19 protein-coding genes and 1 pseudogene are annotated in these 25,420 nt (G+C 60.7%); 11 read left to right on the top strand and 9 right to left on the bottom strand.

From position 1 onward, the window contains the following. Nucleotides 1-48: 48 nt before the first annotated feature. Nucleotides 49-660, bottom strand: a pseudogene (locus ACVMIM_RS32400) (apiosidase-like domain-containing protein); the annotation flags it as partial. A gap of 29 nt (nt 661-689) precedes the next feature. Then, entirely contained in the window at nt 690-2,123 is a 1,434-nt protein-coding gene (locus ACVMIM_RS32405; protein ID WP_476117025.1) for a DUF4214 domain-containing protein, read from the bottom strand. A gap of 570 nt (nt 2,124-2,693) precedes the next feature. Here ACVMIM_RS32405 and ACVMIM_RS32410 point away from each other — a divergent pair. Beyond that, entirely contained in the window at nt 2,694-3,962 is a 1,269-nt protein-coding gene (locus ACVMIM_RS32410) for an oligosaccharide flippase family protein (protein ID WP_476117026.1), read from the top strand. 112 nt (nt 3,963-4,074) lie between these two features. On the opposite strand, the gene ACVMIM_RS32415 is transcribed toward ACVMIM_RS32410, so the two are convergent. Both ACVMIM_RS32415 and ACVMIM_RS32420 read right to left on the bottom strand, forming a co-directional pair. Beyond that, the gene (locus ACVMIM_RS32415) at nt 4,075-5,220 is read right to left on the bottom strand and encodes a glycosyltransferase (RefSeq protein ID WP_476117028.1); all 1,146 of its coding nucleotides are present in this window, start codon (nt 5,218-5,220) and stop codon (nt 4,075-4,077) included. Nucleotides 5,221-5,354: 134 nt separating this feature from the next. Then, nucleotides 5,355-6,632: a glycosyltransferase family 4 protein gene (locus ACVMIM_RS32420; protein ID WP_476117030.1), complete on the bottom strand. Its 1,278-nt coding sequence runs from the start codon at nt 6,630-6,632 to the stop codon at nt 5,355-5,357. A gap of 183 nt (nt 6,633-6,815) precedes the next feature. On the opposite strand from ACVMIM_RS32420, the gene ACVMIM_RS32425 reads away from it, so the two are divergent. Both ACVMIM_RS32425 and ACVMIM_RS32430 read left to right on the top strand, forming a co-directional pair. Beyond that, nucleotides 6,816-7,658 carry a glycosyltransferase family 4 protein gene (locus tag ACVMIM_RS32425; protein ID WP_476117032.1) on the top strand — a complete coding sequence of 281 codons (843 nt, stop codon included), beginning with the start codon at nt 6,816-6,818 and terminating at the stop codon, nt 7,656-7,658. Nucleotides 7,659-7,662: 4 nt separating this feature from the next. After that, entirely contained in the window at nt 7,663-7,947 is a 285-nt protein-coding gene (locus ACVMIM_RS32430; protein WP_476117034.1) for a glycosyltransferase, read from the top strand. Here ACVMIM_RS32430 and ACVMIM_RS32435 read toward each other — a convergent pair. Further along, nucleotides 7,940-9,172 carry a glycosyltransferase gene (locus tag ACVMIM_RS32435; RefSeq protein WP_278052283.1) on the bottom strand — a complete coding sequence of 411 codons (1,233 nt, stop codon included), beginning with the start codon at nt 9,170-9,172 and terminating at the stop codon, nt 7,940-7,942. The two genes, ACVMIM_RS32430 and ACVMIM_RS32435, sit on opposite strands and share 8 nt — an antisense overlap. A gap of 246 nt (nt 9,173-9,418) precedes the next feature. Here ACVMIM_RS32435 and ACVMIM_RS32440 point away from each other — a divergent pair, with 246 nt between their 5' ends. The 3 genes from ACVMIM_RS32440 to ACVMIM_RS32450 all read left to right on the top strand — a co-directional run bounded on the left by ACVMIM_RS32440 (nt 9,419) and on the right by ACVMIM_RS32450 (nt 12,087). Next, a complete protein-coding gene (locus ACVMIM_RS32440) occupies nt 9,419-10,291 on the top strand; it encodes a glycosyltransferase family 2 protein (RefSeq protein WP_476117036.1) in 873 nt (290 codons plus the stop codon). 45 nt (nt 10,292-10,336) lie between these two features. Further along, nucleotides 10,337-11,611, top strand: a complete 1,275-nt coding sequence (locus ACVMIM_RS32445; protein WP_476117038.1) for a polysaccharide biosynthesis/export family protein — start codon at nt 10,337-10,339, stop codon at nt 11,609-11,611. 233 nt (nt 11,612-11,844) lie between these two features. After that, entirely contained in the window at nt 11,845-12,087 is a 243-nt protein-coding gene (locus ACVMIM_RS32450; protein ID WP_476117039.1) for a hypothetical protein, read from the top strand. 394 nt (nt 12,088-12,481) lie between these two features. Here ACVMIM_RS32450 and ACVMIM_RS32455 read toward each other — a convergent pair whose 3' ends face one another. Then, the gene (locus tag ACVMIM_RS32455) at nt 12,482-13,141 is read right to left on the bottom strand and encodes a sugar transferase (RefSeq protein ID WP_476117451.1); all 660 of its coding nucleotides are present in this window, start codon (nt 13,139-13,141) and stop codon (nt 12,482-12,484) included. A 310-nt stretch (nt 13,142-13,451) separates the two neighbouring features. Then, nucleotides 13,452-15,269, bottom strand: coding sequence for a GumC family protein (locus ACVMIM_RS32460; RefSeq protein ID WP_476117041.1), 1,818 nt, complete (start codon nt 15,267-15,269; stop codon nt 13,452-13,454). A gap of 621 nt (nt 15,270-15,890) precedes the next feature. Between ACVMIM_RS32460 and ACVMIM_RS32465 the strand changes: the two genes are divergently transcribed. The 3 genes from ACVMIM_RS32465 to ACVMIM_RS32475 all read left to right on the top strand — a co-directional run bounded on the left by ACVMIM_RS32465 (nt 15,891) and on the right by ACVMIM_RS32475 (nt 21,099). After that, nucleotides 15,891-17,438, top strand: a complete 1,548-nt coding sequence (locus ACVMIM_RS32465; RefSeq protein WP_476117453.1) for a phosphomannomutase/phosphoglucomutase — start codon at nt 15,891-15,893, stop codon at nt 17,436-17,438. Between the two features lie 12 nt (nt 17,439-17,450). Continuing rightward, nucleotides 17,451-19,751 carry a mannose-1-phosphate guanylyltransferase/mannose-6-phosphate isomerase gene (locus tag ACVMIM_RS32470; RefSeq protein WP_476117043.1) on the top strand — a complete coding sequence of 767 codons (2,301 nt, stop codon included), beginning with the start codon at nt 17,451-17,453 and terminating at the stop codon, nt 19,749-19,751. Between the two features lie 628 nt (nt 19,752-20,379). Continuing rightward, complete coding sequence (locus tag ACVMIM_RS32475) at nt 20,380-21,099, top strand: Crp/Fnr family transcriptional regulator (protein WP_476117044.1); 720 nt, start codon at nt 20,380-20,382, stop codon at nt 21,097-21,099. 905 nt (nt 21,100-22,004) lie between these two features. Here the strand turns inward: ACVMIM_RS32475 and ACVMIM_RS32480 are convergent. Then, on the bottom strand, nt 22,005-22,745 hold the full coding sequence (locus ACVMIM_RS32480) for a class I SAM-dependent methyltransferase (protein WP_476117045.1): 741 nt from the start codon (nt 22,743-22,745) through the stop codon (nt 22,005-22,007). A 119-nt stretch (nt 22,746-22,864) separates the two neighbouring features. On the opposite strand from ACVMIM_RS32480, the gene ACVMIM_RS32485 reads away from it, so the two are divergent. Together ACVMIM_RS32485 and ACVMIM_RS32490 are read left to right on the top strand one after the other, a co-directional pair. After that, entirely contained in the window at nt 22,865-23,230 is a 366-nt protein-coding gene (locus ACVMIM_RS32485; protein ID WP_476117046.1) for a hypothetical protein, read from the top strand. 282 nt (nt 23,231-23,512) lie between these two features. Further along, nucleotides 23,513-23,827, top strand: a complete 315-nt coding sequence (locus tag ACVMIM_RS32490; protein ID WP_476117047.1) for a hypothetical protein — start codon at nt 23,513-23,515, stop codon at nt 23,825-23,827. 1,143 nt (nt 23,828-24,970) lie between these two features. Here ACVMIM_RS32490 and ACVMIM_RS32495 read toward each other — a convergent pair. After that, the gene (locus ACVMIM_RS32495) at nt 24,971-25,327 is read right to left on the bottom strand and encodes a hypothetical protein (protein ID WP_278052281.1); all 357 of its coding nucleotides are present in this window, start codon (nt 25,325-25,327) and stop codon (nt 24,971-24,973) included. Nucleotides 25,328-25,420: the final 93 nt, after the last annotated feature.

Raw genomic sequence — 25,420 nt, forward strand, 5'->3', positions numbered from 1 at the left:
GGTTTGCAGAGCATCCGGGTCGGTTTCCCGAATTCCCTCTGCGACCGCCCTGACAAGGCTCCTGTCCGGCGGGTTATAGTCGCCGCCCTCGACCCAGATGATGTTTCCGAGGCCGCCATAGCGCTGTCCGACGAATTGGCCGTAGGCTCGCAGGCTCCTCTCGCCGCTGGCCGCCATCTCCTGGTACCAGCCCTGGTCCCCGCCGCCATAGCCGAGATAGGAGGGGACGAGCAGCACCACGAAACCGAGATCGCGTGCGCGGCGCAAGACCCAGTCGGCTTGCCTGAAATAGGCTTCGTTGGGAGCGCTGAAGTCGCCATTGCGAAGGAAAGGGCGGTCCCCGTAGGCATTGGCGGGAGCGTTGCGGGCAAAACGATGCTCGACAAGGTTGATCAGCACCGTGTTGAACCCGCGTGCCCGCCTGTCACGAAGATAGATATCCGCGTCCTCGCGCGTCAAATCGGCGATCAGCGACCACGCGGCGTCGCCATTGATCAGAAAGGCACAGCCGACAGCATCTTCCAGATATCGTTTGCCGGGCTCCACGCGCAGAGGGAACGGCTGCTGGATATGGGCGGCCATGGGCGCTTCGCAGGCATGGCCGACCAAGGTCGTCGCAGCCAGCAGGCAAAATGCGAGACCACAGATGCGCAGATCCATGACGGTCCAGACCTCTATTCGGCCGCAGGCTAGTTTGCCATTTTGGCGGCAGGCGCCGTTTTCGCGTTCGCGGCGAGGTGGACGGAATACTTGTCGGTGAATTCGCTGGAGGTGATCATGCCGCGAGCGATGGAATCCCTCGACATCGAGCCGTCCCTCAGTTGTTTGGAATAGACGTCCAGCCCATACCCGTCCCCGCCCCTGTCCATGAGCAGCTGGTAGAGGAAGCCGACATAGGTACGGTCGCTCAGGCCGATGGTGGAATACTTCCTCAAGAATTCCCTGGAGTGCATCAGTTCAATCATCATTTTGGGAACGTCGGCCGAGCCGTCGGCCAGGGCTGCGGACCACCGTTCGAGATCTTCATCGGTTGCTTTGCGCCCCAGTATTAAGCAATGGGCGAAACTTGCCTGGCGCATCGTAACGGTCTCGATCTTGTCGCTGTCTGCAAAATCGCAACGGCGCTGCGGCCTCGGCAGCGGCTGTGGTCCGCGAATTAAGTCCCTCACCGCAATGTATGCGGCCTTGGGTCCTGCCGGGCTCCAGCCGCGGTCCGCGGAGCCGACAAGCCGGACCAATCCCATCGATGCTTCGAAGTCGGGCGCCCAATAGGTTTCATCCAGAAGCTCATAGATATGGGCGGCTTCCACATTGTATTTGGCCTGCAGCTGGCGGAGGCGCAGCATGGCCCGCAGTAACCCTTCGGCCTGCTGTCTTTCACTCTGCCGGCTTCCATAGGGATTGTTGAATTCGGTGACCCAGATCGGCTTCCCATAGCTGGCGAGCACCTTGAAGGCAGGCTCCGGATCCTGGCCATACATATGCCAGATCGAAATGTCCCATTTGATGCCGTCCCGTTTCATTCGTTCGAATGCCCCGGTGTGACCCCACCCCGCGGTGCCGACGGCCTTGCGGACGCCCGGGTCGACTTCGCTTATGCCGTCGGACAATCCTTTCAAGACGGCGCTGACCTTGGCCCAGCGCGGGCCGAAGTAGTCCAGCACTCCGGTGCCGCCCGCCAGACCCCATTCGCAAGGGTAAGTGGTGCCATCGTCGCGCTTCTCGCATGGTTTGATGATGGCATAGTTCTCCATCTCGTTGCCAAGTTCCCAGGTGCGGATGTCATCCTTGAACCGGGATCCGAATGCGACTGCCAGAGCGCGTGCCTTGCCGTAGAGCTCGTCGGTGTTGTCTTTATCAAGATCGATATTGCCGGGGGTGATCACGGGCAGCACCTCGATGGCGTGCTTCTTGCCCTCCGCCACGAGTTCCGCCAGCCTGTCCGCCGAAGGAAGGTCGGAAATGTTCACGCGGTAGGACTTCATCCCCAAGTCTTCGAGGTAGTCGAACTGGCGCTCGATCGAAATGCCCGGATACGCCGTAATCGGGTGGCCATTGGCCCCCCAAAGGATGTCGCCGGAGGCCGACGAAGCCATGGCAAGCAGACAGGCCGCTCCGATCAACGCACATCTCAACATTTCAGTCACTCGGTTTTCACGAGGCTGCAACACTACCCTCGTCGCCGATCGCAACAATCTGTCTATATTGGGAGCCCGCACCTCATCCGGCTACGTCTTTCGAATGCGGTTCGTAGCCTTTCGGCCGCTATGCGCGGCGACGCTACTGAGTAAAGGGCGACCGCTTTCGAGACTTTCTCCGGATGCAGTGTTTGCCATCGGAGAAGCGGGTTGAGGCGCCCCTTCGGTCTCAACCGAATGTGGGACCGCCCTACTTCCTTTTCGCTTCTACTTCGAACCGCCGGCCTATGTTTTTCTGCCTCGGGAACGGTGGGCGGACCCAGACGTCAACGTCGGCGCTTGCTCACTAGCAGCCGGCACCCGGGACCATCATGAGCGTCAAACGCGCACTTCTGCTGAGCACGGGCGATCGTTACATCGTGATCGGCCTGAACTTTCTCACCATCGCGGCCGTTTCCCGCATCCTGACCCCCGAGGAAATCGGCATTTCGGTGATCAGCTCTGGCAATCCTCGGCATCGCACTGTCGGCGCGGGAATTCGCCAGCTCGAGTTTCATGATCCAGCGCCCGGTCCTGAGCAGGGAGGACATCCGCGGGACTTTCAGCTTGATGCTCGCCCTCACAGCCGCAATTGCAGCCTTTCTGGTTACGGCCGCTCCGGCACTCGCGTCCTCCTTCCACGAACAAAAGCTGGCCCCCTATCTCCGGCTGGTATCCGTATGCCTGTTCGTCGAGCTGATCTCCATCCAAGTCGTTACCCTGATGCGCCGTGAAATGGCATTCGGAAAGGTCGCCATGATCAACGTTGCCGGGGCGGCGACGGGGGGCGTGGCGACCATCGCGCTGGCGCTGACGGGGTTCAGCTACATGAGCTTTGCCTGGGCCTGGCTGGCGAGCAGCACGGTCACCGGCGTGCTGGGCCTCACGCTGCGCCCGGATTTCTGGATGTTCAGGCCGACATTCAAGCAATGGCGCGGGATAGTTGCTTTCGGCGGCTACAATGGCGCGATCGTGTTTCTCTACAGGGCATATGAGGCCTTGCCCCTCCTGTTGTTGGGCCGTGTCCTGTCGCCACATGCGGCGGCGCTCCTCAGCCGCGGACTGACGGTGTGCCAGATACCCGACAAACTGATCCTCGGCGGAGCCATGACGGTCGTGCTTCCCGCCTTTTCCGCCTCGGCCAGGCAGGGCGCGGATCTCAAACGATCCTATCTGCATGCCATCGAAATCATCACCGGACTTCACTGGCCCGCGCTGCTGGCCCTCGTCGCGCTGTCCTATCCTGTCGTGGACATCGTGCTCGGCCACCAATGGCGGGCAGTCGCACCGCTGGTGCAAGTCATCGCGCTGGCGTCTCTTTTCACCTTCAGCTTCGAGCTGAACCACCCGGTGATGATGGCGATGGGTTCGATCAGGGACATGTTCGTAAGGTCGCTGATCGTCATTCCTGTCTCAGCAGTCGTCATGACGAGTGCGGTCTTGGTTGCCGGCCTCATGGGCGCGGCATTGAGCCTGATGTTCATTGTGCCGTTCCAGGCATTTGTATCCTTGAGCTTCGTGCGTCGCAGGCTTTCGCTGCGGTGGGACGAAATCGCTGTCGCCGTCCGAAAGAGCGGCGTCGTTGCCGCGTTGACCGCACTCGGCCCACTGGGCATGGTCGTTGCCGGCGGCTTCAGCTTCGACCTATCGCTTGGACAGGCGATATTCGCTGGGTGTCTTGCAGCGGCCGGCTGGCTGGCCGGAGTGTTCGTGACCAGCCATCCCTTGTTCGACGAAATCGTGAATGCCGGTCGACTCTTCCGCAATGCAGTTGCTCCGGCATGATTGCCGGTGCTGTTGCGAACGCTTCCCGGATCGGTGACGCAATTTGGGTTTCATTGGGAATGGCGAAGCGCTTCATCCGGTCGCTTAGCCGCAATTCCGACGGAAAAACCGTTCACATCTTTCCTGGAATTGCGGCCGCGGCCAGCAGTTCCCTCCATTGCTGCAGGAACCGAACTTTGGTTGCAGCTGACGCGGTATCGCGCAGCAAGCGGCTTGTTTGCGCCTTCTCCGCGGCGCTTCGCGAAAGCGCTGTCCCCATCGCTTGCGCGATCGCGGCGGGATTATCCGGCTGCACCTGTGAGCACACGCCCCCGACGGCCTCCACCAGTGCGCTGCCGGTGGACACTATCGGCAGCAGTCCCATATAGGCGGCCTCCAGTGCCGGCATGCCGAAACCTTCGAGAAGGCTTGGCAATACGAATGCCTCGGCATTGCCGTAGAGCCAGCGCAACTGTGCGTCGGGAACGTATCCCATGAGCTTCACGCCCGGAACGGTCCCCGCAAGTTCCGCAATCTCCGCGTAGCCGTCGCCGCGCGATCCGCACAGCACATATCCGACACCCTGGCCATGAAATCCGCCACCTCGATATGCCTTCAGGGCGGCGACCTGGTTCTTGCGGGTTTCGAACGCGCCGACCGTGAGAAAGAACGGACCGTCCACCCCGGGGGCCGCCTCTGCCGGGCCGTCGAACAGTTCAGCGCGCAAATAGAGCGGGATTGTCTTCAGGAATCGGAAACCGGACCCGAAAAGGATCTCGAAGTTGTTGGCGGAAAAATCGCTGACGAAAACGACGCCGGGCCCGACGCGCCGGATTTTCTCGTATGCAAGCCGGTAATTGGCGCAGGTCCGTTCGTCATAGAGGTCGCCATGCGTCAGCGGGCCGACATCGTGGCAAAGGACAATGTCGTTGTCCGTCAGGCGTGACCTCAGGACGTAGAGCGGATCTAGGAACAGCCGGATGCCACGTTCGCCGACCTTGTCACGGATCAGGAACATTTCTCTGTCCCGGAGCCAGTTGATTTCCAGCATCATCAGCCGGGCGACAATCTTGCGGACCAGACCCTCGGGGGCGAAGGAACCCAGCCGCCAATACCGGATCCCCGCCCCGACCGGGACGAATTCCCGGGTCAGGTCCTTGGCGATGTGATAGGCCCCGGTCCTGTTCAGGATCGACAGCGAGTTGTCGAAGAGCAGCGTGCCGGCGGACGCCAGTCCGCCCGGGGCGCGTAATCCGCGCGGATCGATCCGTTCGTTCATCTTGCCCTCTCCATGCTGCGATCTGACAGAGTGCCATGCCGCTCCAGCTATAATTCCACTCCCGCGTATGCATAACGGACCGCCCGGTCTCGCCGCTTCGAATATCCCGGCAACGTCGGTCCCTGCCAGCCCGGTTAACCGCCGAATTCCCCGAAGTCGGCGTCGACGTGAGTCATGAGCTCGAGGTATTTCCATGCGATCCATCGCCAGGAATAACTGCTGGCCCTGGCATATCCCTTGGCGACCAGCCGCTCCCGCAAATCCCGGGTGATCATCAGCAGGCGGACGGTCTCGGCCCACGATTGGACGTCGTCGGGATCAGCATAGAGAGCCGAATCCCCACAGATCTCGGGCAGACAGGGCGAGGTCGAGGCCACGACCGGGCAGCCCGAGGCCATCGCCTCGACGGCTGGCAGCCCAAATCCCTCGATGCGTGACGGAAACAGAAAGCATAGGGCGCCTTCGAGAGCCTTCTTGAAGTCGTCGTCCCCTATCCATCCGAGGAAGACTATGTTCGCGGGCATTTCCGGGAGGTATCGCAGGATCGTCTTCTCGTCGACATCGCCTGGCATCCAGAGATCGAGACCCATCTCGTCGAGGAGCGGGGCCAGCCTGGCGAGAAGTGCCATGTTTTTGTACTCCTGGTCCCGTCTTCCGAGGCAGAGGACATACGGTCTACCGCGGTCGACCGTCAGGGACGATCTCGTTGCATCCCATCTCTTCGCATGGTCGCTGCCATTGTAGGTGACGACGATGTTTTCGTCCGGCGCGATGCCGAACTCCACCAGATGGCTGCGCGAGAGCTGCGAGACGGTGGTGATGCGGGCGGCCCGCCTGCCGAGCGCCGGCAGGATAAGGCGGTGCGCCCATCGGAAACCCCGCCCGTAGCTCGATGGCATGAGCCTGGTGTGCAAATCGTGGATGCACGCGATCTGGCGCCTCAGTGCGATGGGAGCAAGGTTGCAGAAGCTCAGCAATCCTCCCGGTACATGCCAGGGCAACTGCGCCTGCACCCAGAATTGCGGGAGACGCGGCCTGCTGAATTCGGGCACGATCCGGACGGGGATGGCGTCGAGGCGGAAGGTTTCGGGAAGCGGACGCGGAACCAAGAGATCGATCTCCAGGTCGCGGCCAAGCGGATGTCCTTCTGAAATGAGAGCGTCGAGGGCGATGGTCACTTCGCTGGCGTAGCGGGCTACGCCGGTCGGCCGAAGCGTCGTGAAATCCCCGTTTATCGTCCAGCGCCGTCTCGGCGATTCCCGGTCCGACCACGTCCAACCAGTATGCCCGATCAACGATCCGACGTCCCCGGCCAGCGAGCTCGCAAGCGGTGTCCTGGGGCGGTGTCCATTCAATAGCCCCGCCGATCGTGCTGGTGGCGATTGCGTTGTGTCGAACTCGATTTTACCCATCTCCACCTCCCCGGGCTCCCAACCAGACTAGCACCGCGGAAGGCACGAAGGTCCTCGAACGTTTGAGGTAGGCGGACTACCTCACCTCGCCTATCAGGATGATTTCCGGGTTACCGGATGACCCGATGGCCATGGTGACCTGAGGTTTTTGCGGCCCCACATTGAAGGTTCCAGGGGGACGACATGGCGCGGCGTTGGACAATCAATGGGCGTTTTCTTTCCCAGCCGACAACAGGCGTCCAGCGTTATGCGCGCGAGGTCGTCCGTTCGCTCGACGCTTTGCTCGCGGAACAGGGGCCTCTCACCCGCGGTCTCGACCTTCGACTGCACTGCCCGCCCGGGTCGAAGGAGATCCCCCTCGCTTTCATCGAACGCTTCGAGATCGGCCGAACGAGCGGCCATATCTGGGAACAGACGCAACTCCCCGCGTCCCTCGGCGGCGGCGGACTGCTCAGCCTCTGCAACACAGGACCTCTGCTTTCCCGCAAGCATATCGTCTGCATCCATGATGCGAACGTCTGGAAGGCTCCGCAGAGCTACTCCCTTGCCTTCCGGAGCTTCTACCGTACCTTGCTGCCCTGCCTCGGTCGGACCGCATGGAGCATTTCGACCGTTTCCGACTATTCGCTGGGTGAACTGGTCCACAACGGCATTGTCCCTGCGCACCGGGCCTTCGTAGCCCCGAACGGCCATGAGCATGTCTTGCGATGGACGCCTGAACATTCCGCGGGAACACGGCTGGCCGCCTCGCCGGAAACCATCGTCATGATCGGCAGCGCCGCACCCCACAAGAACATGAGGCTCATCCTGGACATGGCCGAGCGCCTTGCCGCGGCCGGGCTCAGGATCGCGATCGTCGGCATGTCGGATTCGCGCGTCTTCAGGTCGGGATCACCCAGGGCCAAAGCGCAAAACATCCACTGGCTCGGCCGCATCTCGGATGGCGAACTGGCGGCTCTCCTTGCGGATTCGCTATGCTTGGCGTTTCCCTCGCTGACCGAGGGCTTTCGGCATTCCCGCCCTTGAGGCGATGGCGGTCGGCTGCCCCGTGGTGGTGTCCGACCGCGCCAGCCTGCCCGAGGTCTGCGCAAACGCAGCGCTGTTTGCACCGCCCGACGACCCGGAAGCATGGTTCGACCGTTTCATGCAGCTGCGCGATTGCGAGGACAAGCGGACGCAGATGATACGCAGGGGACGGGCGAGAGCCTCGGCATATGGTTGGCGAGCGACGGCCTTGCGCTATCTCGAGGCGATGGCCGCCGCAGACGACGCCGATACACAAACGAAGGTCGTCAGAGTACGCGAACTCACATGATCTCATGAAGCGCCTGGACGGCCCCGAGCGATTCCAGGATGGCGCAATCGAAGTTCTCTTCGGAAAACCGTCCTGCATTCCTGGCACAGGCGCGGGGCGTCACGGCATGGCAGTTCTCTTCGAACCGTTCGACTGCCTCCTTGAGGTGATCGACCGTCTGGGCCTTGAACAGCACGCCCGTGGGTTCGGGAGACGACCCGAGGCGCTGCACGATGTCGACTGCCCCGCCGCGGCCGAAAGCGATCAGCGGCGTTCCGCAGGCCTGTGCCTCGGCCAAGGCTATGCCAAAGTCCTCGCAGCCGGCGAAGACCATCGCCTTTGCCCGCGCTAGGCTGTCCACATAGTCCTGCCTGGGCAGGTATCCCGCAAAGGTGACGTTCGGGCCCGCAAGCGCCCGCAGGCTGGCCGATTGCTGGCCTTCGCCGACGATGACCAGCCGCCGCGACGGCATTTCGTTGAAGGCTCGGACGACGAGGTCGGTGCGCTTGTAGGGGGCGAGGAAGGACGCCGAAACATAGTAGTCGTCCTTGTCCTCCACACAAGGGAGCTCTTTTAGCGAGACCGGAGGGAAAACGACGCGCGCCTCGCGTCCGTAGATGTGCTGGATCCGGGAACGGACATAATTCGAGTTGGCCAGCATAAGATCCGGGCCATGCGCGGTTCTCGTATCCCACGTCCTCAGGCGATGGAGCATGTACCGATAGAGCATTCCTTTGGGGCCGAAGCCAAGCCGCCCTTGCTGAAGATAGGAAAACTGCTCGTCCCAGGCGTAACGGATCGGGCTATGCACATAACAAAGATGCGGCTGGTCCGGCCTGGTGATCACGCCGCGCGAAAATGCGGCCGAAGACGAGATCACCGCCTCATAGCCCGTCACGTCGAACTGTTCGATCAGGAAGGGACAAAAGAAGAAAAGCGACCGATAGAATTTCTGCACCATCGGAATCCGGTTGGCCGCGGACGTATGGAATTCCACATCCTGGAAATATTGCTCCTTCACCTCGGCCGGCAAAAAATCGAAAAGCGTGAAAACTTCAGCATTGGGGAACTGCTTGCATATTTGCGCCAGTACCCGTTCACCGCCCCGGAAATTCGGGCACCAGTCATGGACGACGGCTATCCTGGCATACCTGTCGACGCAGAGCCTCGGTGCGGCCGGCACCTCTTCGATGGGCATATCGACCCTGGCCGCGGTTGCCAGATCGGAAGCGCGTTCGTGGAGCATGGCTCCCCCTTGCATCGGCAGGCCAGCAGTCTCCATTCCTTGCAGCGGCCCGGGCAAGTTGTCCGATCGGCTACAGGCTGCTCCGGGCGCATGTTCGCCTAATACTTATGGCTGCGGTCGTTCACCGGGGATACTCCGAAAGCCAGTCCCAGAAGGTAAGCCAGGCTACCTCCGTCTCCTTTTATGCAGGCTGTTTCGGCCCCCCCTTGCCGATTAGGATCGGCCTGAACCAAACATGGGCCGGCCGTGAAACTCACCGTGATCATCCCGACGCTTGGCCGCAGCCAACAGGTCGCTCGCCTGCTCCGCTACTTGAGCGGCCAGACAAGACTTCCCGACGAGGTCATCCTGTCGGCGCCTGACGCAACGCATGTCGAAGTCCCGGAAAGGTGTCTCTTCCCCGTCTCACTCGTTTTCGGTCCGAAGGGACTGGCTGCGCAGCGCAACACCGCTCTCGCACGGTCCCTTGGGCGCTTCGACATCATCACGTTCTTCGACGACGATTTCGTTCCATCCGCCGAATATCTGGAACAGATCGAAAGAGCTTTCGCGGAAAATGACGGATGGGCGGTGGTGATGGGCATGGTGATCAGAGATGGAGCCACGAATGCCGGCCTCACCTGGGAAGCCGCCGAGGCCGCCTTGCGGGGAGCCGAGGGCAATAAACATGATGGACCGCCGGTGGTCGACCATATCGGAGCGTACGGATGCAACATGTCGCTCCGTTCCTCGCTTGTGGGAGATCTGCGCTTCGACGAGCGTCTGGTCCTTTATGGCTGGCAGGAAGACATCGACTTCACCAGCCAAATGAGATCCAGGGGTCGTGTGGTCTGCGTGACCTCGATCACCGGCGTCCATCTCGGCCTCAAGACCGGGCGGGTGAGCGGAGAGCGGTTCGGCTACTCCCAGGTCGTGAACGCTATCTACCTGATCAAGAAAGGCTCCGTTCCGGCCTCTTTCGCGCTGCCCCTGATGTTCAGGAACATTGCGGCCAACCTGGCAAAGAGCCTGCGCCCGGAGCCGTATGTCGACCGGAGGGGCAGGCTCAGGGGCAACATGCTCGGGATCCTGCATGTCGCCATGGGGCGAATCGAACCCGAATACATCTTGAAAATCTGAGGCGGGAACGCAATGCAGAAATGGCTTGTGACGGTGGCGGCTTCATTGGCGGCGGCGACCGCCTTCGCCTTGCCGGCGGTAGCTGCCGAGTATCTCCTCGGACCTCAGGACAAGGTCAGGCTCAAGGTCTACGAGTGGCGCGCATCGCGCGACGTGATCTTCGAATGGACCGCTCTCAACGACGATTTCGTTGTCGGCGCCGACGGCACGCTGTTCCTGCCATTTGTCGGCCAGATACGCGCACAGGGCACCTCACCGGGCGACCTCGCCCGCGCAATCGGCGACCGCCTGATGCAGCAGATGGGCCTCGGCCGCCCACCGGATGTCGCCGTCGAGATCGCCCAGTATAGACCGTTCTACATCGTCGGCTACGTGGCGCAGCCCGGCGAGTTTCCCTACAGACCCGGACTGACAGTCCTGCAGGCGCTGGGAATCGCCGGCGGCTTGCGGATACGCGAGGATGACATTCCGAGGCTCGAACGTGAGATCATCACTGGCCAGGGCGACGTGGGTCTGTTGGCGCTGAGCAGCGTCGCTCTGCTTGCGCGCAAAGCGCGGCTGGAAGCCGAGCAGGCCGGCAGCGATGAGATCGCCTTCCCTGCGGAACTGAAGGACAGGGCTTCGAACTCAACGGTCGCGGTGGCGATGGAGCAGGAGAGCAGGATCTTCGCAGTCCGCAAGCAAGCGATGACGACGCAACTGCGTTCGCTAAGCGAACTCAGGGACTTCCTGGGAAAGGAACTGGAGTCGCTCCAGCAGCAGCTAACCTTCCGCGACAAGCAGATTCAACTCATCCAGAAGGAACTGGAGGGCGTTTCGACTCTTGTCCAGAAGGGGCTGGCGGTTGCACCGAGGGAACTCAACCTGGAAGGGACGGTCGCCCAGATGCAGAGCGACAGACTGGCTGCCGAGACCTCGCTGTTGCGGGTCAGGCAGGAGATGAGCAAGACCGATATCGAGATCCTCAATCTCAACAACCAGCACGCCAGCGAGATCGCCGAGGCTTTGCGGGAAACGCAATCGCAGCTCAATGAAGTTACCAACAAAGCCGACACCGCATCGCTGTTGCTGCACGAAACCGCGGTCACGGCTCCAGCCCTGCTCGCCCTCAAGGAACGCGCTGAAAGGGCCAAGCCGATCTTCAAGATCGTCAGGGCGACGGGCAGCGGTTCGGAAGAACTGACAGCTGAGGAAACGACATCGATCGAGCCAGGCGATACCGTGAAGATTGAAATTCCCCCGCCGCAGCCCGGTTTGGCTGCCCTGCCCTCGGACAGTGGCATTCAGGCCGAGAAGCTTCCGGATCAGGGTACCAACTGATCAAGCGCGTATTGCAGCGAGGCGGCTTCTGAAAGTTGAAACCGCTCCAGCTGCAGGCTGTCTGGAAGGACGCGCCGCAAGCCAAATTCGATGCTTGTGCGGACCCGCAACGCCCTTTGCCACTTGCCTAGCACTTCGAGGCCGCATATCAGTGAGCACTCGCTGGGCTCATCGAGCCCCTGACGGAATCTTCTGCCGCGGTGCGCCAGTCAGCCCTGCGGATGCCGCTGGAGATGTCGGTGCTCATGGGTGTAGTCGCCGTATCGGCGGCAGGCGTTCTGATGGGACTGCGGTTCAAGGCTGCCGCCCTGATCGCGGCGACAGCTCTGCTCATGATCGGCAGCTTTGCCTGGAATGGCCTTGGGCTACCGGGTTACGTGACGATCGCCAGATTCCTCATCCTGGCGTTCGCACTGGCCTGCGCCTACATCGTTGGCCTGTCGATTTCCGTACATTGGAAACGCACCCGAGTGTGAGCAACCTCGGCCTTCGAGCAGTTCACATCAAGAGGATTGCTAAAGAAAGCCTTCATTTGCAATCCGCATAGACTTCGCCGCTGTTCGATCCCAGGTCTTCCGTAAACACGGCGTGAGAGGGATCTCTAATCCCAAGTGTATCCCTACTGTGACAACGATGCGGTGAACGCCGCGAGCGGCTTATCACATAGGCCATTCTTGGTAATGGAGCCAAGCTGAAACGGCCACTACCCTGTCGCGAGTGCGTCGAACCCAGATCGGCCGAATAGCAAGTAGAAAGACATTTCGTAGATTAGTGTGCGCCCAGCGACAGAATGGCGCCTTCTTTCCATCGAGTCGCACTTTAGAGTGAAACAAAAACGATGCGACCACGTCGTCGCAGAAATCCCCCGTTCTAGGAGGCTCTGTCGACGCGCATCACTGCAAAGACGGTCCTGATCAAGATCACGAGATCGAGCCAGACCGACCAGTTCCGCACATATTGAATATCCAGCGCCACGCGGCTGGGGTAGTCCATGCTGCTTCTCCCGCTCACCTGCCAGAGACCGGTAAGCCCCGGCCTCGCGCGAAGGTATTCGCCCACGTGATCGCCGTAGCGCTTGAGTTCGTCCTTCACGACAGGCCGTGGACCCACGCAGCTCATCTCGCCGCGGATGATGTTGACGAGTTGAGGGAGTTCGTCGAGGCTTGACTTGCGCAGGATCCACCCGAGGGACGTGACGCGGGGATCGTCCCTGATCTTGTGGATTGCCTCCCACTCTGCGGTGACCTGGGGATTGGCTTCGAGATATGCCTTGAGAACTTCTTCTGAGTTCGCGACCATAGTGCGGAACTTGTAGCAATTGAACGGCTGTCCGCCGAAGCCCACTCGGCTGTGCGAGAACAGTGCCGGACCTCCTGCCGTTATCCGAATCAGCAGGGCAACGACGATCATAATCGGTGCGGCCATCACAAGCGCTGCGATCGCTATGACCAGATCGATGATCCGCTTCAAGATGCCCCCTAAGGGAGGGTTCGTCGTTCCTGCGCTCAGGGAGGTCGACAGATCCGTCAAAACCGCCCCCGCGTTATTGGGGTCGGACGAAGCAACGACGTGCAGAACTGTCGTTCGGCTATCGGCCGGCTCGGGGAGAAATGGATGAATCCAGATCGTCGCTCCCTGATGCGGCTGCTTCTCGAAGGCCTCTGTTGCCATGGGACGATAGCCAGTTCGAAATTGGTTCGATACTCTTCCAAGGCTGAGGCCTGCGGGCAAGAAAGGCAAAGGGGGTATCGCGACGCTCCGGGGCTATCCCCCTAATCCCAAGGAATGATCCCCCTAAGCGATTTTGCGACTTCCGAAGGAGGACATCCCGATACGAGGTTCACGCCTTGCGGCGCTTGGACGTCGTCAGGAGTACGCCAAGTACGGGGGTCTTGCTGGCCTGCAGTGTCCTGACAAGCTCTCGCAGCGTTTCGACATTTGTCTTGCCCCACTCGGCGACGATGACAACGCCATCCAGGACGGATCCCACAGTCAGTTCGTCGGCGCCCGAGGCGAGGGTCGGTAGGTTGACGATTACCATGTCGTATGCAGCAAGTCGGTAGGCGGCAAGGTCGCCGGCGGTAAGCTCCGCGAGGAGTGCCCTCATTTTGCCTGGTACCAGCAGATGCGTTTCGTGCACTGCCGAACTTGGGAGCAGGTCGAACGGCCGCCCCGGAGCGGGGACGATGTTGAGCCGGATCGGGTCCTGGCACGGTTTGTCGTAGGCCCGCAATGGGCCGAGCAGCCGCGCGGTCATGGTCGCCCGGATATCGGCGTCAATCACCAACGTCTTCAGGCCGGATATCGCGTAAAGCGAGGCAAGGTTGCTGGCGACTGAACTCTTCGGACTGTCGTTGGACACGGCGGTCAGCCCGAGGAACTTGATCGGGTGACTGGTTTCCGCGAGGCTGATTTCCGTTCGTGCCTTCCTGAGGCCGCGGCTGTATCCGGAATGGGGATATTTTATCACTTCGTCGAGGCGGCTGGAATCCATTCTCCAGCTGGCGGGCGGCAGTTCTCCGATGCATTCGAGGCCCAGGTTGTCCCGGATGTGCCGTGGCGACCTGATAGTCCAGTCAAACGAATGCCTTGCAAACGAAAGTCCGATGCCGAGCATGAGCCCGGTAACCGCCGCGAGGGCCAGCAGCAGCTTCGGCCTGGGCGCGCTCGGATAGAGCGGCGCCGTCGCAGCCGTGATCACCCTTGCGTCGGCAACCGGGTAAGACTGCTGGCTTACCGAGTTGGTGTAAGCCTGAAGGAAGCTTTCGTACATCTTCTGGTACGTTTCAGCAGTCACCTCAAGCTCTTCCAGCGTCGGCACGGTGTCGCCCCCGGCTTTGGCTTCATGGCCGACGCTGTAGTCGTGCCGTGACCGAAACTTCTGCGCTTTCGCCATCGCCTCGTTCATCTGGGTGCGCAGTTGCCCAAGGCGTTGCTCGAGCCACGCGCCGCCTTCCTTCGCGGCGTCGGTCTTGGTTTCGATCTGCTCGCGCACGAAGGCGTCGGCGGTGGCGTTCGCGATCCTCGCTGCGCCCTCGGGATCGAGAGCGGTGAAGGATATCTCTATCGCGTAGGAGACGCCGACCCTGCGGATGTCGAGGCTGTTGCGGATAACCAACATGCTGCGCCGCCACTTCAGGTAGTCGGTCAACGGCGCGGGCGTTTCAGGTGCGCTCAGGCCGGAATGCTCCCAAAGCGAGGTGATCCAGGCGCTTTTCCGGAGCCCGAACTCGTCTAGCAGCATGTTTCCAAACTTCCTGAATCTCTCCCGAAAACTCGGAGTCTGCGGACGGTTGAATTCGGGGTCGTCGACAAGTTTCAACTGATGAAGGACCATCGCCGCGATCTTTTCCGACTGCATGACCGCGATCTGGCTTTCCACCTGGGCGGTATCCAGTGACAGATTTACTTCGCCGCCTTCCTGCAGGTGTTGCGGCAATTTCGGCTCGATCAGAATCTGCGCCTTGGCGGTGAAAGTAGGGTCGGTGGTCGAATTGTAGAACCAGGCCAGCAGGAGAGCCGCGGCGAGGCAGCCGACGATGGTTCCAACATAGCGTCGCACAAATTCGGCTATGTCGGAGAGGCCAATGAACTCCTGGCCCGCAGGACGCTGCTGGTCCGTCGCCGCGGGCCACTGAGCGGGGAACATGCGGTTCATTCAATTTTCTCCTGCAGGCGTGCGGGAGATCCTGCGAACACGCCGTTCCCATGCAGGCGGTCGATGGCATTCGGCCGAGGTTTTCATTGAAGCTGAGGCCCCCGCGATCCCAGGCTGCCGTCAAAAGGTTACGCCTGCGCCAGGCAAGGTAAACGCCGCCAATTGGCGTATGGGCTCTCCTATTGAAAGGAGAATGCGCGGCAGCTCCGCTGTCGTTCTGTCGACAAATGGCCTCTGCTGTTGTAGCGAGAGCTGCCGTCCACGATTGAGCGCCGGGTTCCGCGCAAGGGCATCGATCGGCGGGCGTACGTTCTGGCCCCGGCCATTTTCCAACGCCTCCAAAGAGAACGCGGCGCAGTCCGCCGAGAAGGCGAGTGAGACGACAGCAGAACCGCCTTTCGTCGACATTCTCGCGGAACGGGAACCTCAATCCGGTCAGAGGCATCTGGCAGCCCACCCTTTCGTCAGCGCCCGAGAAGGACGCACTCTTCAGATACGAGACCCCCACGCTTGGAAGAGACATCCTTTCGGCCACCAGCGGACATGCTCCTATTGGATGAAGGAGCGCGAACCAGGGTGTTAGGGCTACTCGAATTCATGAAGAGGTCCGTTTCCGGCGGCATGCTACGGTGCCTGGGAATCGCGGAGCGGACCGTGAACATAGTCGGCCAAGCCAAGCCAAACACATTCGCCTTCGAAACCAGTGCCCTCATCAAGGCCACCGGCTTCCGGGAATACGACGCACGTTGGTGGTTCGGGTATCCGGGCTCCGAGAAAGAGCCCGAACTCAACCTGATGGGCGTGCAAGCGATCGGGATGGGGCTCGGCACCCTGATCCGCCGAATGGGCGTCGGTCCAGACATCGTCACCGGCCACGACTTCCGCAGCTATTCCATGGCCATCAAGATGGCGCTCATCTCCGGCCTGATGGCGGCCGGCGCGCGCGTCAAGGACATCGGCCTGGCGCTTTCTCCCATGGCTTACTTCGCCCAGTTCGCATTTGACACCCCGTCGGTGGCCATGGTGACGGCCTCGCACAACGAGAACGGTTGGACCGGAGTGAAGATGGGGGCGCAAAGGCCTCTGACATTCGGCCCGGGAGAGATGACAGCCCTGAAAGCGCTCGTGCTGGCCGGTGAGTTCGATCTGGCGGGCGGGGGAAGCTATGAATGCGTAACGGGGTTTCGCGAGACGTATATTGACGACGTGACCGCAGGAAAAAAGATCGGCAGAAAGCTGAAGGTGGTGGTTGCCTGCGGCAACGGCACCGCCGGCGCATTCGCGCCGCAGGTGCTGGAGCGCATCGGCTGCGAGGTGATCCCGCTGGACGTGGAACTCGACCATACGTTTCCTCGATACAACCCCAATCCCGAGGAGTTGCGGATGCTGCATGCGACCCGGGACAAGGTTCTGGCGACGGGCGCCGATGTCGGACTCGGCTTCGACGGCGACGGCGACCGCTGCGGTGTCGTCGACAACGAGGGCACCGAGATTTTCGCGGACAAGGTCGGCGTCATGTTGGCGCGAGACATCTCCAGGCTCCATCCGAAGTCCGTTTTCGTTGCGGACGTGAAGTCGACGGGACTTTTCATGACCGATCCCGTCCTCGCGCGACACGGGGCAACGACGGATTACTGGAAGACCGGACACTCCTACATCAAGAGACGCGTCGCCGAACTTCATGCCATGGCCGGTTTCGAGAAGTCGGGGCATTTCTTCTTCAATCCGCCGATAGGCCGCGGCTACGACGACGGGCTTGTCACAGCGATTGCTGTCTGCGAGTTGCTCGACCGCAATCCAGGCAGGACCCTTGCTGACCTTTACCGCGATCTGCCCTTGACCTTCGGCACCCCGACAATGTCGCCCCACTGCCCTGACGAGGAGAAATACAGCGTGGTCGAGAAGGTTGTCGGCGAACTCAAAAAAATGAAGGGGAACGGGATCGAGTTCGCCGGCCAGCCGCTGGCTGATCTGGTCACCGTGAATGGAGTTCGTGTCGTTGCCCAGGACGGCACCTGGGGCCTGGTCAGGGCCTCGTCGAACAAGCCGGAAATCGTCGTGGTGGTGGAAAGCCCCGTCTCACCCGAGCGACGTCGGGAGATGTTCGAGGCCCTCGATGCCGTCCTGCGCCGCAATCCGGAAGTCGGAGCCTACAACCAGACATTCTGAAAGGACTGGCCGATGCCGGACCGGATCGTAAGTTTTGTCATGAGCGGAGGTGTCGGCTCACGGCTGTGGCCGCTTTCGCGTGAAGATAATCCCAAGCAATTCCACGACCTTTCGGGCGACGGCTCCATGCTTGCCAAGACCATCCGGCGCCTCAAGGCGCGGCCGGATGGCGAAACGCCCATCTACCTGATAGCGTCCGAGCGGCACGCCGACCGCGTCATCTCGGATATCAGTCCCCTCGGCCTCAATGGCGGCCGGCCGATTTTCGAGCCTGTCGGCCGCAATACCGCCGCGGCGGTTGCGATAGCCACCCTGCAGACGATTTCCGAATATGGCAAGAACGCGCTTGTACTCGTGGTCCCCTCCGACCATGAGATATCGACCGAAACCCAATTCTGGGAAACCGTCGAGGCGGGTAGGCCGGCGGCAGCTTCAGGAAGCATCGTCATATTCGGCATCAGGCCGACACATCCCGAAACCGGGTATGGTTACATCGAGGTTTCGGACGGTCGCGACGGCGTGGCCGCCGTTTCGCGTTTCATCGAAAAACCCGATGCCGAGACCGCCCGCCAATATGTGTCTTCGGGACGGTTCTACTGGAACGCCGGCATTTTCCTGTTTCGCGCCGATACGATGCGGAAGGCATTTCTCGACTTAAGGCCCGACATCTGGGAAGGTGCGGAGCGCGCCGTCAAGACCGCACGGGCCGACGTGTCGGGCATTTACCTGCCCCAGGGCTTCTACTCGACCGTCCCGTCGACCTCGGTCGACTACGCGGTCATGGAGCATGCGAACGACATCGCGATGGTGACGGCTTCCTTCCGCTGGAACGATCTTGGATCGTGGCAGTCGCTCCTCGAAGCCAGCCCGACCGACCGCGATGGCAACGTCGTGATGGGCGATGTCATCGCCATGGATTGCGACAGCTCCTACCTTAGAAGCCAGGGCAGGCTGCTGACCGTAGTCGGCATGAAGGATGTGGCGGTGGTGGCGACGCCGGATGCGGTGTTCGTTGCCCCCGTCAGCCACAGCCAGAACGTCAAGAAGGTCGTCGAGCAGTTGGAGAAGAGCGGACGGATCGAGACCAAGTTCACAGCGTCGGAAGATCGGGGCATCATCAGCGGAGCATGGCGCAGGCGCGTTGAGCATTGGCTCTTCGAGGAAACTCTGCCGCTGTGGTCCACGGCAGGTGTCGACGACGTGTATGGCGGCTTCCACGAGGCTCTCGGGTTCGACGCAAGGCCGTTGGGCAAACCCAAGCGCATGCGCACGATGGCGCGCCAGATCTACGCATTCGCGGTGGCGAAGGAACGCGGCTGGGCCGGACCGGCCGGCAGTCTCATCGACCACGGCATCGGCTTCCTCGCGAAATACGGCCGCACCGACCGCGGCGGCTGGGCGCGCACCCTCAATTGCAACGGCAGCGTGGCCGACCCGGCTGAGGACGCCTACGACCATTCCTGTGTGCTCCTGGCACTTGCCCATGCTCATCGGTGCGGCCATCGGGATGCCTTGCGGCTCGCGCAGGAGACATTCCGTTTCATCGACACTCATCTCGAGGACGGCTGCCTGAACGGCTTCCTCGAGTCGCCTGGCTGGAACGGCGTACGATTCTCGAACCCGCACATGCACATGCTGGAATCCTTCCTTGCCTGGCACGACGTCACCGGCGACCGCGCCTATCTGCGTCGGGCGGCACGTGTCATCGATCTCTTCCGCTGCCATTTCTTCGACCATGAGAGCTGGACGCTCGGGGAACGTTTCGACGTGGACTGGCAGCCATTGCCGGGGGACGAGGGACAGTGGACCGAACCGGGGCACCATTTCGAATGGGCTTCCCTGCTCGTCGATTTCTCCCGGGCGAGCGGGCAAAAGGATCTGGTGGCCTTTGCAAGGAAACTCTATTCGTCGGCGGTCGCCAGTGGGTTGAATCGGGCCACGGGGCTGGCCTATGCAGCAGTTTCGCGGCACGGAATGCCGCTCGATCCGCTGTCCCGAAGCTGGCCGCAATGCGAGGCGATCAAGGCGGCCGTCGCGCTCGATGGCATTGGCGGGCCCGATCTGAAACCGGAGATCGAAGCGCGCGTCGCCCGCCTTTTCAGATGGCACATTGATGCCGCACCGCTCGGCTTGTGGATCGACAAGATCGACGAGCGCGGAAGGTCGGTGGCAACGGAGGTCCCCGCAAGCATCTTCTACCACCTCGTCACGGCGTTGATGCAGTATCTGGACAAGACCGCAGGACAGGTCGAACCTTTCCCGCTGCCAATTGCCGATGTGGGCAAGTCCTCTCTGAGGCGGGCCCACGCCTGATCCGTACGGGTCCATGGCCATGCGCAACAGCGCGACGTGGCGCCACTTTTTGCCATCGGCATGGATTGCTGAACCGGGGCTGATCCCATCAATCCGTCACGCTCGACTTCGGCGCCAGGCTGGGGCCGAACTGCCGACCGACGCAATGGTCAAAGCCTGCCGGTAAGCTATGCCAATATGAGAGGCATGAAAGGCCTTTTCCAATCTTGGAACCGCGAGGACCTAGGCCGAGAGCGGTTGCGCTTGCCGCACTGCACGTGGGTGAATCCGTGCTGCTGGACTCGAAGGATCCCACTTGTTGTCGGCCGCCGAGATCAGCGGATTGCTTAAGGAGCGTCAACGATGTTGCGGAATGCCGCCGATCAAGTGGATAACCGCAGTTGCGCCCTCGCCAGCCGAAATAACCGAGTCGATGCGGAAAAACTTCAAGAGAAACAAACCCTAGCCGTACCGCCCCCGGCGTTCTCAAATCACGGCTTCGGCAAGCAAGTGGAACCCGCACATTCCGACAAAAGTGGCCGCAATCACCGATGATTCAATAGCGATCCTTAAGGGAGTGTATACTCATCGCATCAAATTTGCGGTACATTCTTTTCCGGGGGGAAGGAAAGCTTGGGCAGGGTGGTAAATGACGTACCGTTCACGTCCCGTTTTGCGCGGGAACGACAAACGTTCATCGTACGTCGGACTCAACGACGACGATATCGCTCTGATCAAGGCGCTGGGGTTCACGCCGAAGCGCTATCCGGCGGAGACGGTCATCGTCAGCCAAGGCGAGGTTAGCGATCGCGTATTCTTAGTCGAGACGGGCTGGGGCTGCATTTCTCATGAACTCGAGGGCGGGCAGCGGCAAATTCTGGATTTTGCCCTGACGGGCGATATCGTCATGTCTCAGTCACCCGCGGGCAATGCTCTTGAAACGTTTGTGGCTCAAACTGAACTTTCGGTGTTGGTGGCTTCGACAAAGACTTTTTCCCTTGCCGCCATGAAGTCGCCCCGGCTTTTCTCCTTTATCCTCGACACCCTGATGCAACACCGAGCGGCTATCGCTCAACACCTAACCAATGTGGGACGACGCAGCGCCCTGGCACGCACGGCGCATCTGTTCCTCGAACTGAGAGCGCGACTGGAACGGATCGGCTCCGTCACCCGCAACAGCTATGAATGCCCTCTCACCCAGTACGATCTCGCAGATGCGCTCGGCCTTACGCCGATACATGTCAATCGAATGCTGCGGGAACTGCGCGAGCGCAAATTTCTCGAATTCCGCCAGGGCCATGTCCGCATGCTCGATGAACCAGGCCTGACAAAATTTGCCCGATTCGAGCGCGACTACATCGACAGTTGAGGCCTGGGGCCGAATTCTCCATCGCCGCGGCGAGATTGCCGGCGCAGTGCTTTCATCCAATCCGTGGCCACGTATATCGGCGGCCACTCCGGTCCGGATCGCCGGCACGGCATCCGGCTGTAAGGCGGAACGATGGTGAACACTACCCTCGGCTGGGAGTGAACGTTTCCAGTAGCACCATGGGCTAAGTAAGAGCGCAGGATTGAACCGACAACGCCCTTGGCGGCCCGCTACTGCACTTCTATCTTCACAGAGCGAGCGCTTGGTTTGTTTAGGCCGTGCTGGCAAGTAAAATTTGCTGAGGCGGACGGGCGGTGAGGAGCCTCCAGGTAGGAGCATCGATGCCGCGATTGCCACAAGTAGTGGGTCAGTTGGAAATTTGAAGCGCGTCACGATCTTTCAGATTCGCTCCATGCGCTTTAAATTACGAAATAACATCCGGCGTTCCGAATTCAATTCTGTCTGCAAGATTTGACTGTCATCGCAATCGCGGACTGTGCACACCAGATCGCAGTTTGCCACTAGTTACGAACCATTTTGAGTGCCCGTTCCTTGGCCGACTCAATCCCCGGCAGGAGGGCTCCACGTGCGCCTTGATAGACATCCCCCGTATCGGAAACATCGAAGAAGTATCGCGGCATTGGAAGCTCATTATAGCGGTTAAGAAAGGATCTATTAGGAGACTAGGATCCCTTTGAAAGGCCTCGGGCGCCTCGCCCGTCACATTCCTTTGCTTCGACGAAAGCAAGACCCGACTCCCAAAGTGTCCTGTGACGCCAGCGGCGGTGATGCTCGACTTCCTCGCCCGCCGCCGCGACTCGGCGCCGGGCACGATCCTTGCGTTCCCCCAGGCGCTGAAGCTGGCTCACTTGCCGGTCGGACGCGTGAGGCAGTCGCCAAACTTCCTAAAAACGTTTCCTAGAGAGAGCCATCAAAGTCCATCCGAACCCCATGCGCTCCTTGAACCGCTCCACGCGGGCGCCAAAGAGAGCGCGTATAGGTGCATTGAGCTTCCACGAATTCACGATCCGCATCACTCCGACGCGGGCCACCGGCGAAACCGTGAAAAGTTCCTGCGACGCAAATTCGGGTTCGAGCAATTCGGCTAGCTCGTGGCGATAAAGCCAGTGACGCAGCTGCCCCGGCGCAGGAGGCGGAATCGCATTGTACTTTTCGAGTACATGACGGTTTTGCGTTGCCAGCATCAGATAGCCGCCAGGCCGAAGATGGGTGGCGAGTTTGCGGACAAAAGCTTTTTGATCGAAGACGTGCGAGAGAACTTCCAGGGTGACGATCACGTCGAATGTCGATTGGCCGAAGTCCAGGGCCAAGAAATCTCCTGCAGTGAAAGTGATGTGTGGCCAACGCTTTGCCGCGCAAGTCAGAACTTCGTCGGAAAGGTCGGTCGCAGTTACCTTGCTGTATCGTGAAAGTTCCGGGTCGAACCAGCCATTGCCGCAGCCAACATCAAGGATATCGAGGTCATTTCGGCCCAGTTTCTCGAGCCAGCCTCGTATGACCTCTGATTGACGTGCGCTTATGGTATGCTTATCGCGCCCACCGATTTCAGTGTTCCATTTGTTCCAGAAGGATCTTTGTAGATCTATCGGCGCATCGCCTTGCGAAAAATTGTATGGCATTGACATCGATTGCCCTCCCATATGTCAGTCGCCGCCCCGTTCTCCACAGCTCTCTGGCTCGCAATGATCTGTTGGCAAATTTAGCAGGTACTTGCTTAAGCGGCACTTGCCCCAGAGTCATCAAAATGGGGAAGGGCGAATACCATCGCCGAGGTAAAGGAATGCAAGCGCCTCGCAGAAGAAGTTGCGATCAACACCGCACCCATAGCCTCGTCGTTCAAGATCGCGTCGGTCGTGCGAACCTCTGCGTCATACGGGCCAGCGAGCTTTTCACCGGCAGCGCTGTTGATGTCCGACAGGGCGGCAAGACTGCTGCCGGGATGCGAGGAAATGGCAGTTGCATCAGCGCGGGCGATCCGCTTTTGTTCCATGAAGTTGCGAAGCTCATTGGCGCGCGCGCCGTCATTAATAAAGATCTGGCGTCCCTAAAATTAGCCTATGCACTGTTCCTTTTTCTGTTCCTTGAAGACAACCCGGCCGCGTATCTCTGATCTTGCGGCGAAGCTTCCGATTCGCCGGGCCGGCGCCGGGATTCCAGCCCCAATAGGCAACGGGCGCCAGTTACTTCCGCAATGCTGAGCATTGGATGAGCTCGTCTTTATCGGGCCTCCCTGCGGACTCGAATTTCCAGTGTGGGCCTGGTTGCTATGAACCCCACCCGGCCCGGCGCGCGGAGCCTGTCCGCGCGCCACCTGTTTGTTCAACTTCACCCTGCGTTCGATGTTCCATTAGCAAGCGCTTGAATAATGCGCTCCCCGCCCCAGACTCATGACATGGCCAAGGTCTCTTTCAACATTGGCGATGAGGTGGCCATCACGGCCAAGGTGCGTAGGCGTGTCACGAAGGACTGGGTAAGCGTTTCCGTTCCCTCCTATGGTCAGCCGCATTCAATCCTAGACCGAACGTCTAAGGTGAAGCAGGGCCAGGAAATCGAGCTTATTGGAGATGTCACCTACGTCGACGAGGAAGCCGGCAAGGTCACAGTCAACCTCGGTATTCCAGTAACCGTGAAAGCCGACACTCTCAGGCTTGTAACGCGCTACGTGCCGCCGAAGCGGAAGACGCCCTTGGTGGACAAGGCGACATGACGAAGCTCTCGGAGCTCGGCCCATTCGAACCTCATCTCTACGGGAAGGTTCGCGAGCACGAAAGTGAGTATTTCTACCGCTGTCCCCGGTGCGGCCAGATGGTGGATGAACGGGACGCGCGGCAGGTAGTCTGGCACGCTTTCTTGGAGCACGAGCGTCTCGTGATCGATGGGGACGCGCCTCACTTGCCATAAAGCGGCAGAATCGCAGCCAGGTGGCCGAAAGCGTGCAGAGACCAAAGAAGACTGGCAACCGACGGCCGGGTTGGGGGCGGGTGCGAGCTGTCGGTTACCGAGCGCGGGAGGCCATCGAATCAGAAAAATGCATCGGCCCTGCAAGGGATTGTGCCAGCACTCGATGCTGACGGGAACTATGCTGTCTCGTTTCGAACCGAAAAAGCTGCCACTAGCCTTGAACTGAAGATGTTGCCGGTACCTTCCTGGGCCGGTGGCTCGTCGGGGTTGAGGCTGTAGTCGGGGCCTCGCACGGCGAGTTCTTACCGGCACTGCCTCCGGCCGCCATTGGGTTCATGCTCAAGGCACCCGTGGTTTGCATTTTCCCACGGTTACCTAGGCCCGGCGGCTCAAACCACTTCCTCCGAAGTTCACCGGTCGCCGGGCCATCTGCCAGCGAGCGGATTCACAGACTCACAGTCTCAATTATTCAGGCATTGAAGCGATCTTCGATGACATCGCTGCTGCTCTGAGAACCCCGCCAGCGCCTTTGCGGGCTCGCTACGGCGCCTTGGCGCTGCGCCTGGCTGAACTCGCGCATTCGCCATCATTCGCGGTCACTACGGCCGATGACGAGCCCCTGGCCGCCGGACGCGACATCGGCACGCCAGCGAATGCGTGCCATACTCCTCGGTCTAAGCCAATCGCCCACAACCCATTCCTCCACGAGGCGGGCGCCCTGCCTCGTGCTCATAAGTGATGCTATGCGCCGGATTGGCTTGGACGGACTTGTAGGCCGCACGGCAAGCCTCTTCGTAACGGCCGCGCAGCAAATGACTCATTGCTTGCGCATCAAATGCGGCCCAGGCCCAGGAATCGAACGGGCTTAGCCCGATGCCCAGTTCGCTCCACTCTATCGCGCGCTCTGCTTCGCCGCTCCATCCGAGCATGACGCTGCCAGGGATGTAGGTCAGCGCCGATGACGGCTGATGGCGAGGGCGGCTTCCAATGCTGCGAACGCGGCGGCGCGATCCTGCGCATCCATCCCGATGAAAAAGCCCGCCCATGTCAGGGCGAGCGCGTCATCCTGTCCATGAACAAGGGCCGCCTCCCGGCATGCCGGAATCGACATCAGGCTGGGCCTGCAGCACGGATCATAGGCATCGAGACTGTCGGGGCGCTTGCGCCTGACGCGTTCGATCTCGGCCTTCCGCACGCTCGACGCAATCGCGCCCAGCACTGCCAGCGCGATCTCGTCTTGAAGCGCGAAAATGTCTTCGGAGCCGCGATCGTAGCGCTCGGCCCAGGCATGGGCGCCGCAGGGCATTGCGTGCCAGCCCGGCGCAAAAAACCGCCCCGGTTAGACCAGGACGGTTATTGATTTATGGTGAAAGTGGTTGCGGGGACAGGATTTGGCTTT

This window comes from Mesorhizobium sp. USDA 4413, from assembly GCF_056280365.1.

What these genes read in the sequence shown, in the direction of transcription:
- ACVMIM_RS32415 (WP_476117028.1), bottom strand. Translation starts at nt 5,220, where the DNA reads ATGAACGAACGGATCGATCCGCGCGGATTACGCGCCCCGGGCGGACTG.
- ACVMIM_RS32490 (WP_476117047.1), top strand. Translation starts at nt 23,513, where the DNA reads ATGGCCAAGGTCTCTTTCAACATTGGCGATGAGGTGGCCATCACGGCC.
- ACVMIM_RS32475 (WP_476117044.1), top strand. Translation starts at nt 20,380, where the DNA reads ATGACGTACCGTTCACGTCCCGTTTTGCGCGGGAACGACAAACGTTCA.
- ACVMIM_RS32470 (WP_476117043.1), top strand. Translation starts at nt 17,451, where the DNA reads ATGCCGGACCGGATCGTAAGTTTTGTCATGAGCGGAGGTGTCGGCTCA.
- ACVMIM_RS32495 (WP_278052281.1), bottom strand. Translation starts at nt 25,327, where the DNA reads ATGCCCTGCGGCGCCCATGCCTGGGCCGAGCGCTACGATCGCGGCTCC.
- ACVMIM_RS32450 (WP_476117039.1), top strand. Translation starts at nt 11,845, where the DNA reads ATGTCGGTGCTCATGGGTGTAGTCGCCGTATCGGCGGCAGGCGTTCTG.
- ACVMIM_RS32420 (WP_476117030.1), bottom strand. Translation starts at nt 6,632, where the DNA reads ATGGGTAAAATCGAGTTCGACACAACGCAATCGCCACCAGCACGATCG.
- ACVMIM_RS32480 (WP_476117045.1), bottom strand. Translation starts at nt 22,745, where the DNA reads ATGTCAATGCCATACAATTTTTCGCAAGGCGATGCGCCGATAGATCTA.
- ACVMIM_RS32485 (WP_476117046.1), top strand. Translation starts at nt 22,865, where the DNA reads ATGGGGAAGGGCGAATACCATCGCCGAGGTAAAGGAATGCAAGCGCCT.
- ACVMIM_RS32425 (WP_476117032.1), top strand. Translation starts at nt 6,816, where the DNA reads ATGGCGCGGCGTTGGACAATCAATGGGCGTTTTCTTTCCCAGCCGACA.
- ACVMIM_RS32430 (WP_476117034.1), top strand. Translation starts at nt 7,663, where the DNA reads ATGGCGGTCGGCTGCCCCGTGGTGGTGTCCGACCGCGCCAGCCTGCCC.
- ACVMIM_RS32435 (WP_278052283.1), bottom strand. Translation starts at nt 9,172, where the DNA reads ATGCTCCACGAACGCGCTTCCGATCTGGCAACCGCGGCCAGGGTCGAT.
- ACVMIM_RS32465 (WP_476117453.1), top strand. Translation starts at nt 15,891, where the DNA reads ATGCTACGGTGCCTGGGAATCGCGGAGCGGACCGTGAACATAGTCGGC.
- ACVMIM_RS32410 (WP_476117026.1), top strand. Translation starts at nt 2,694, where the DNA reads ATGATCCAGCGCCCGGTCCTGAGCAGGGAGGACATCCGCGGGACTTTC.
- ACVMIM_RS32460 (WP_476117041.1), bottom strand. Translation starts at nt 15,269, where the DNA reads ATGAACCGCATGTTCCCCGCTCAGTGGCCCGCGGCGACGGACCAGCAG.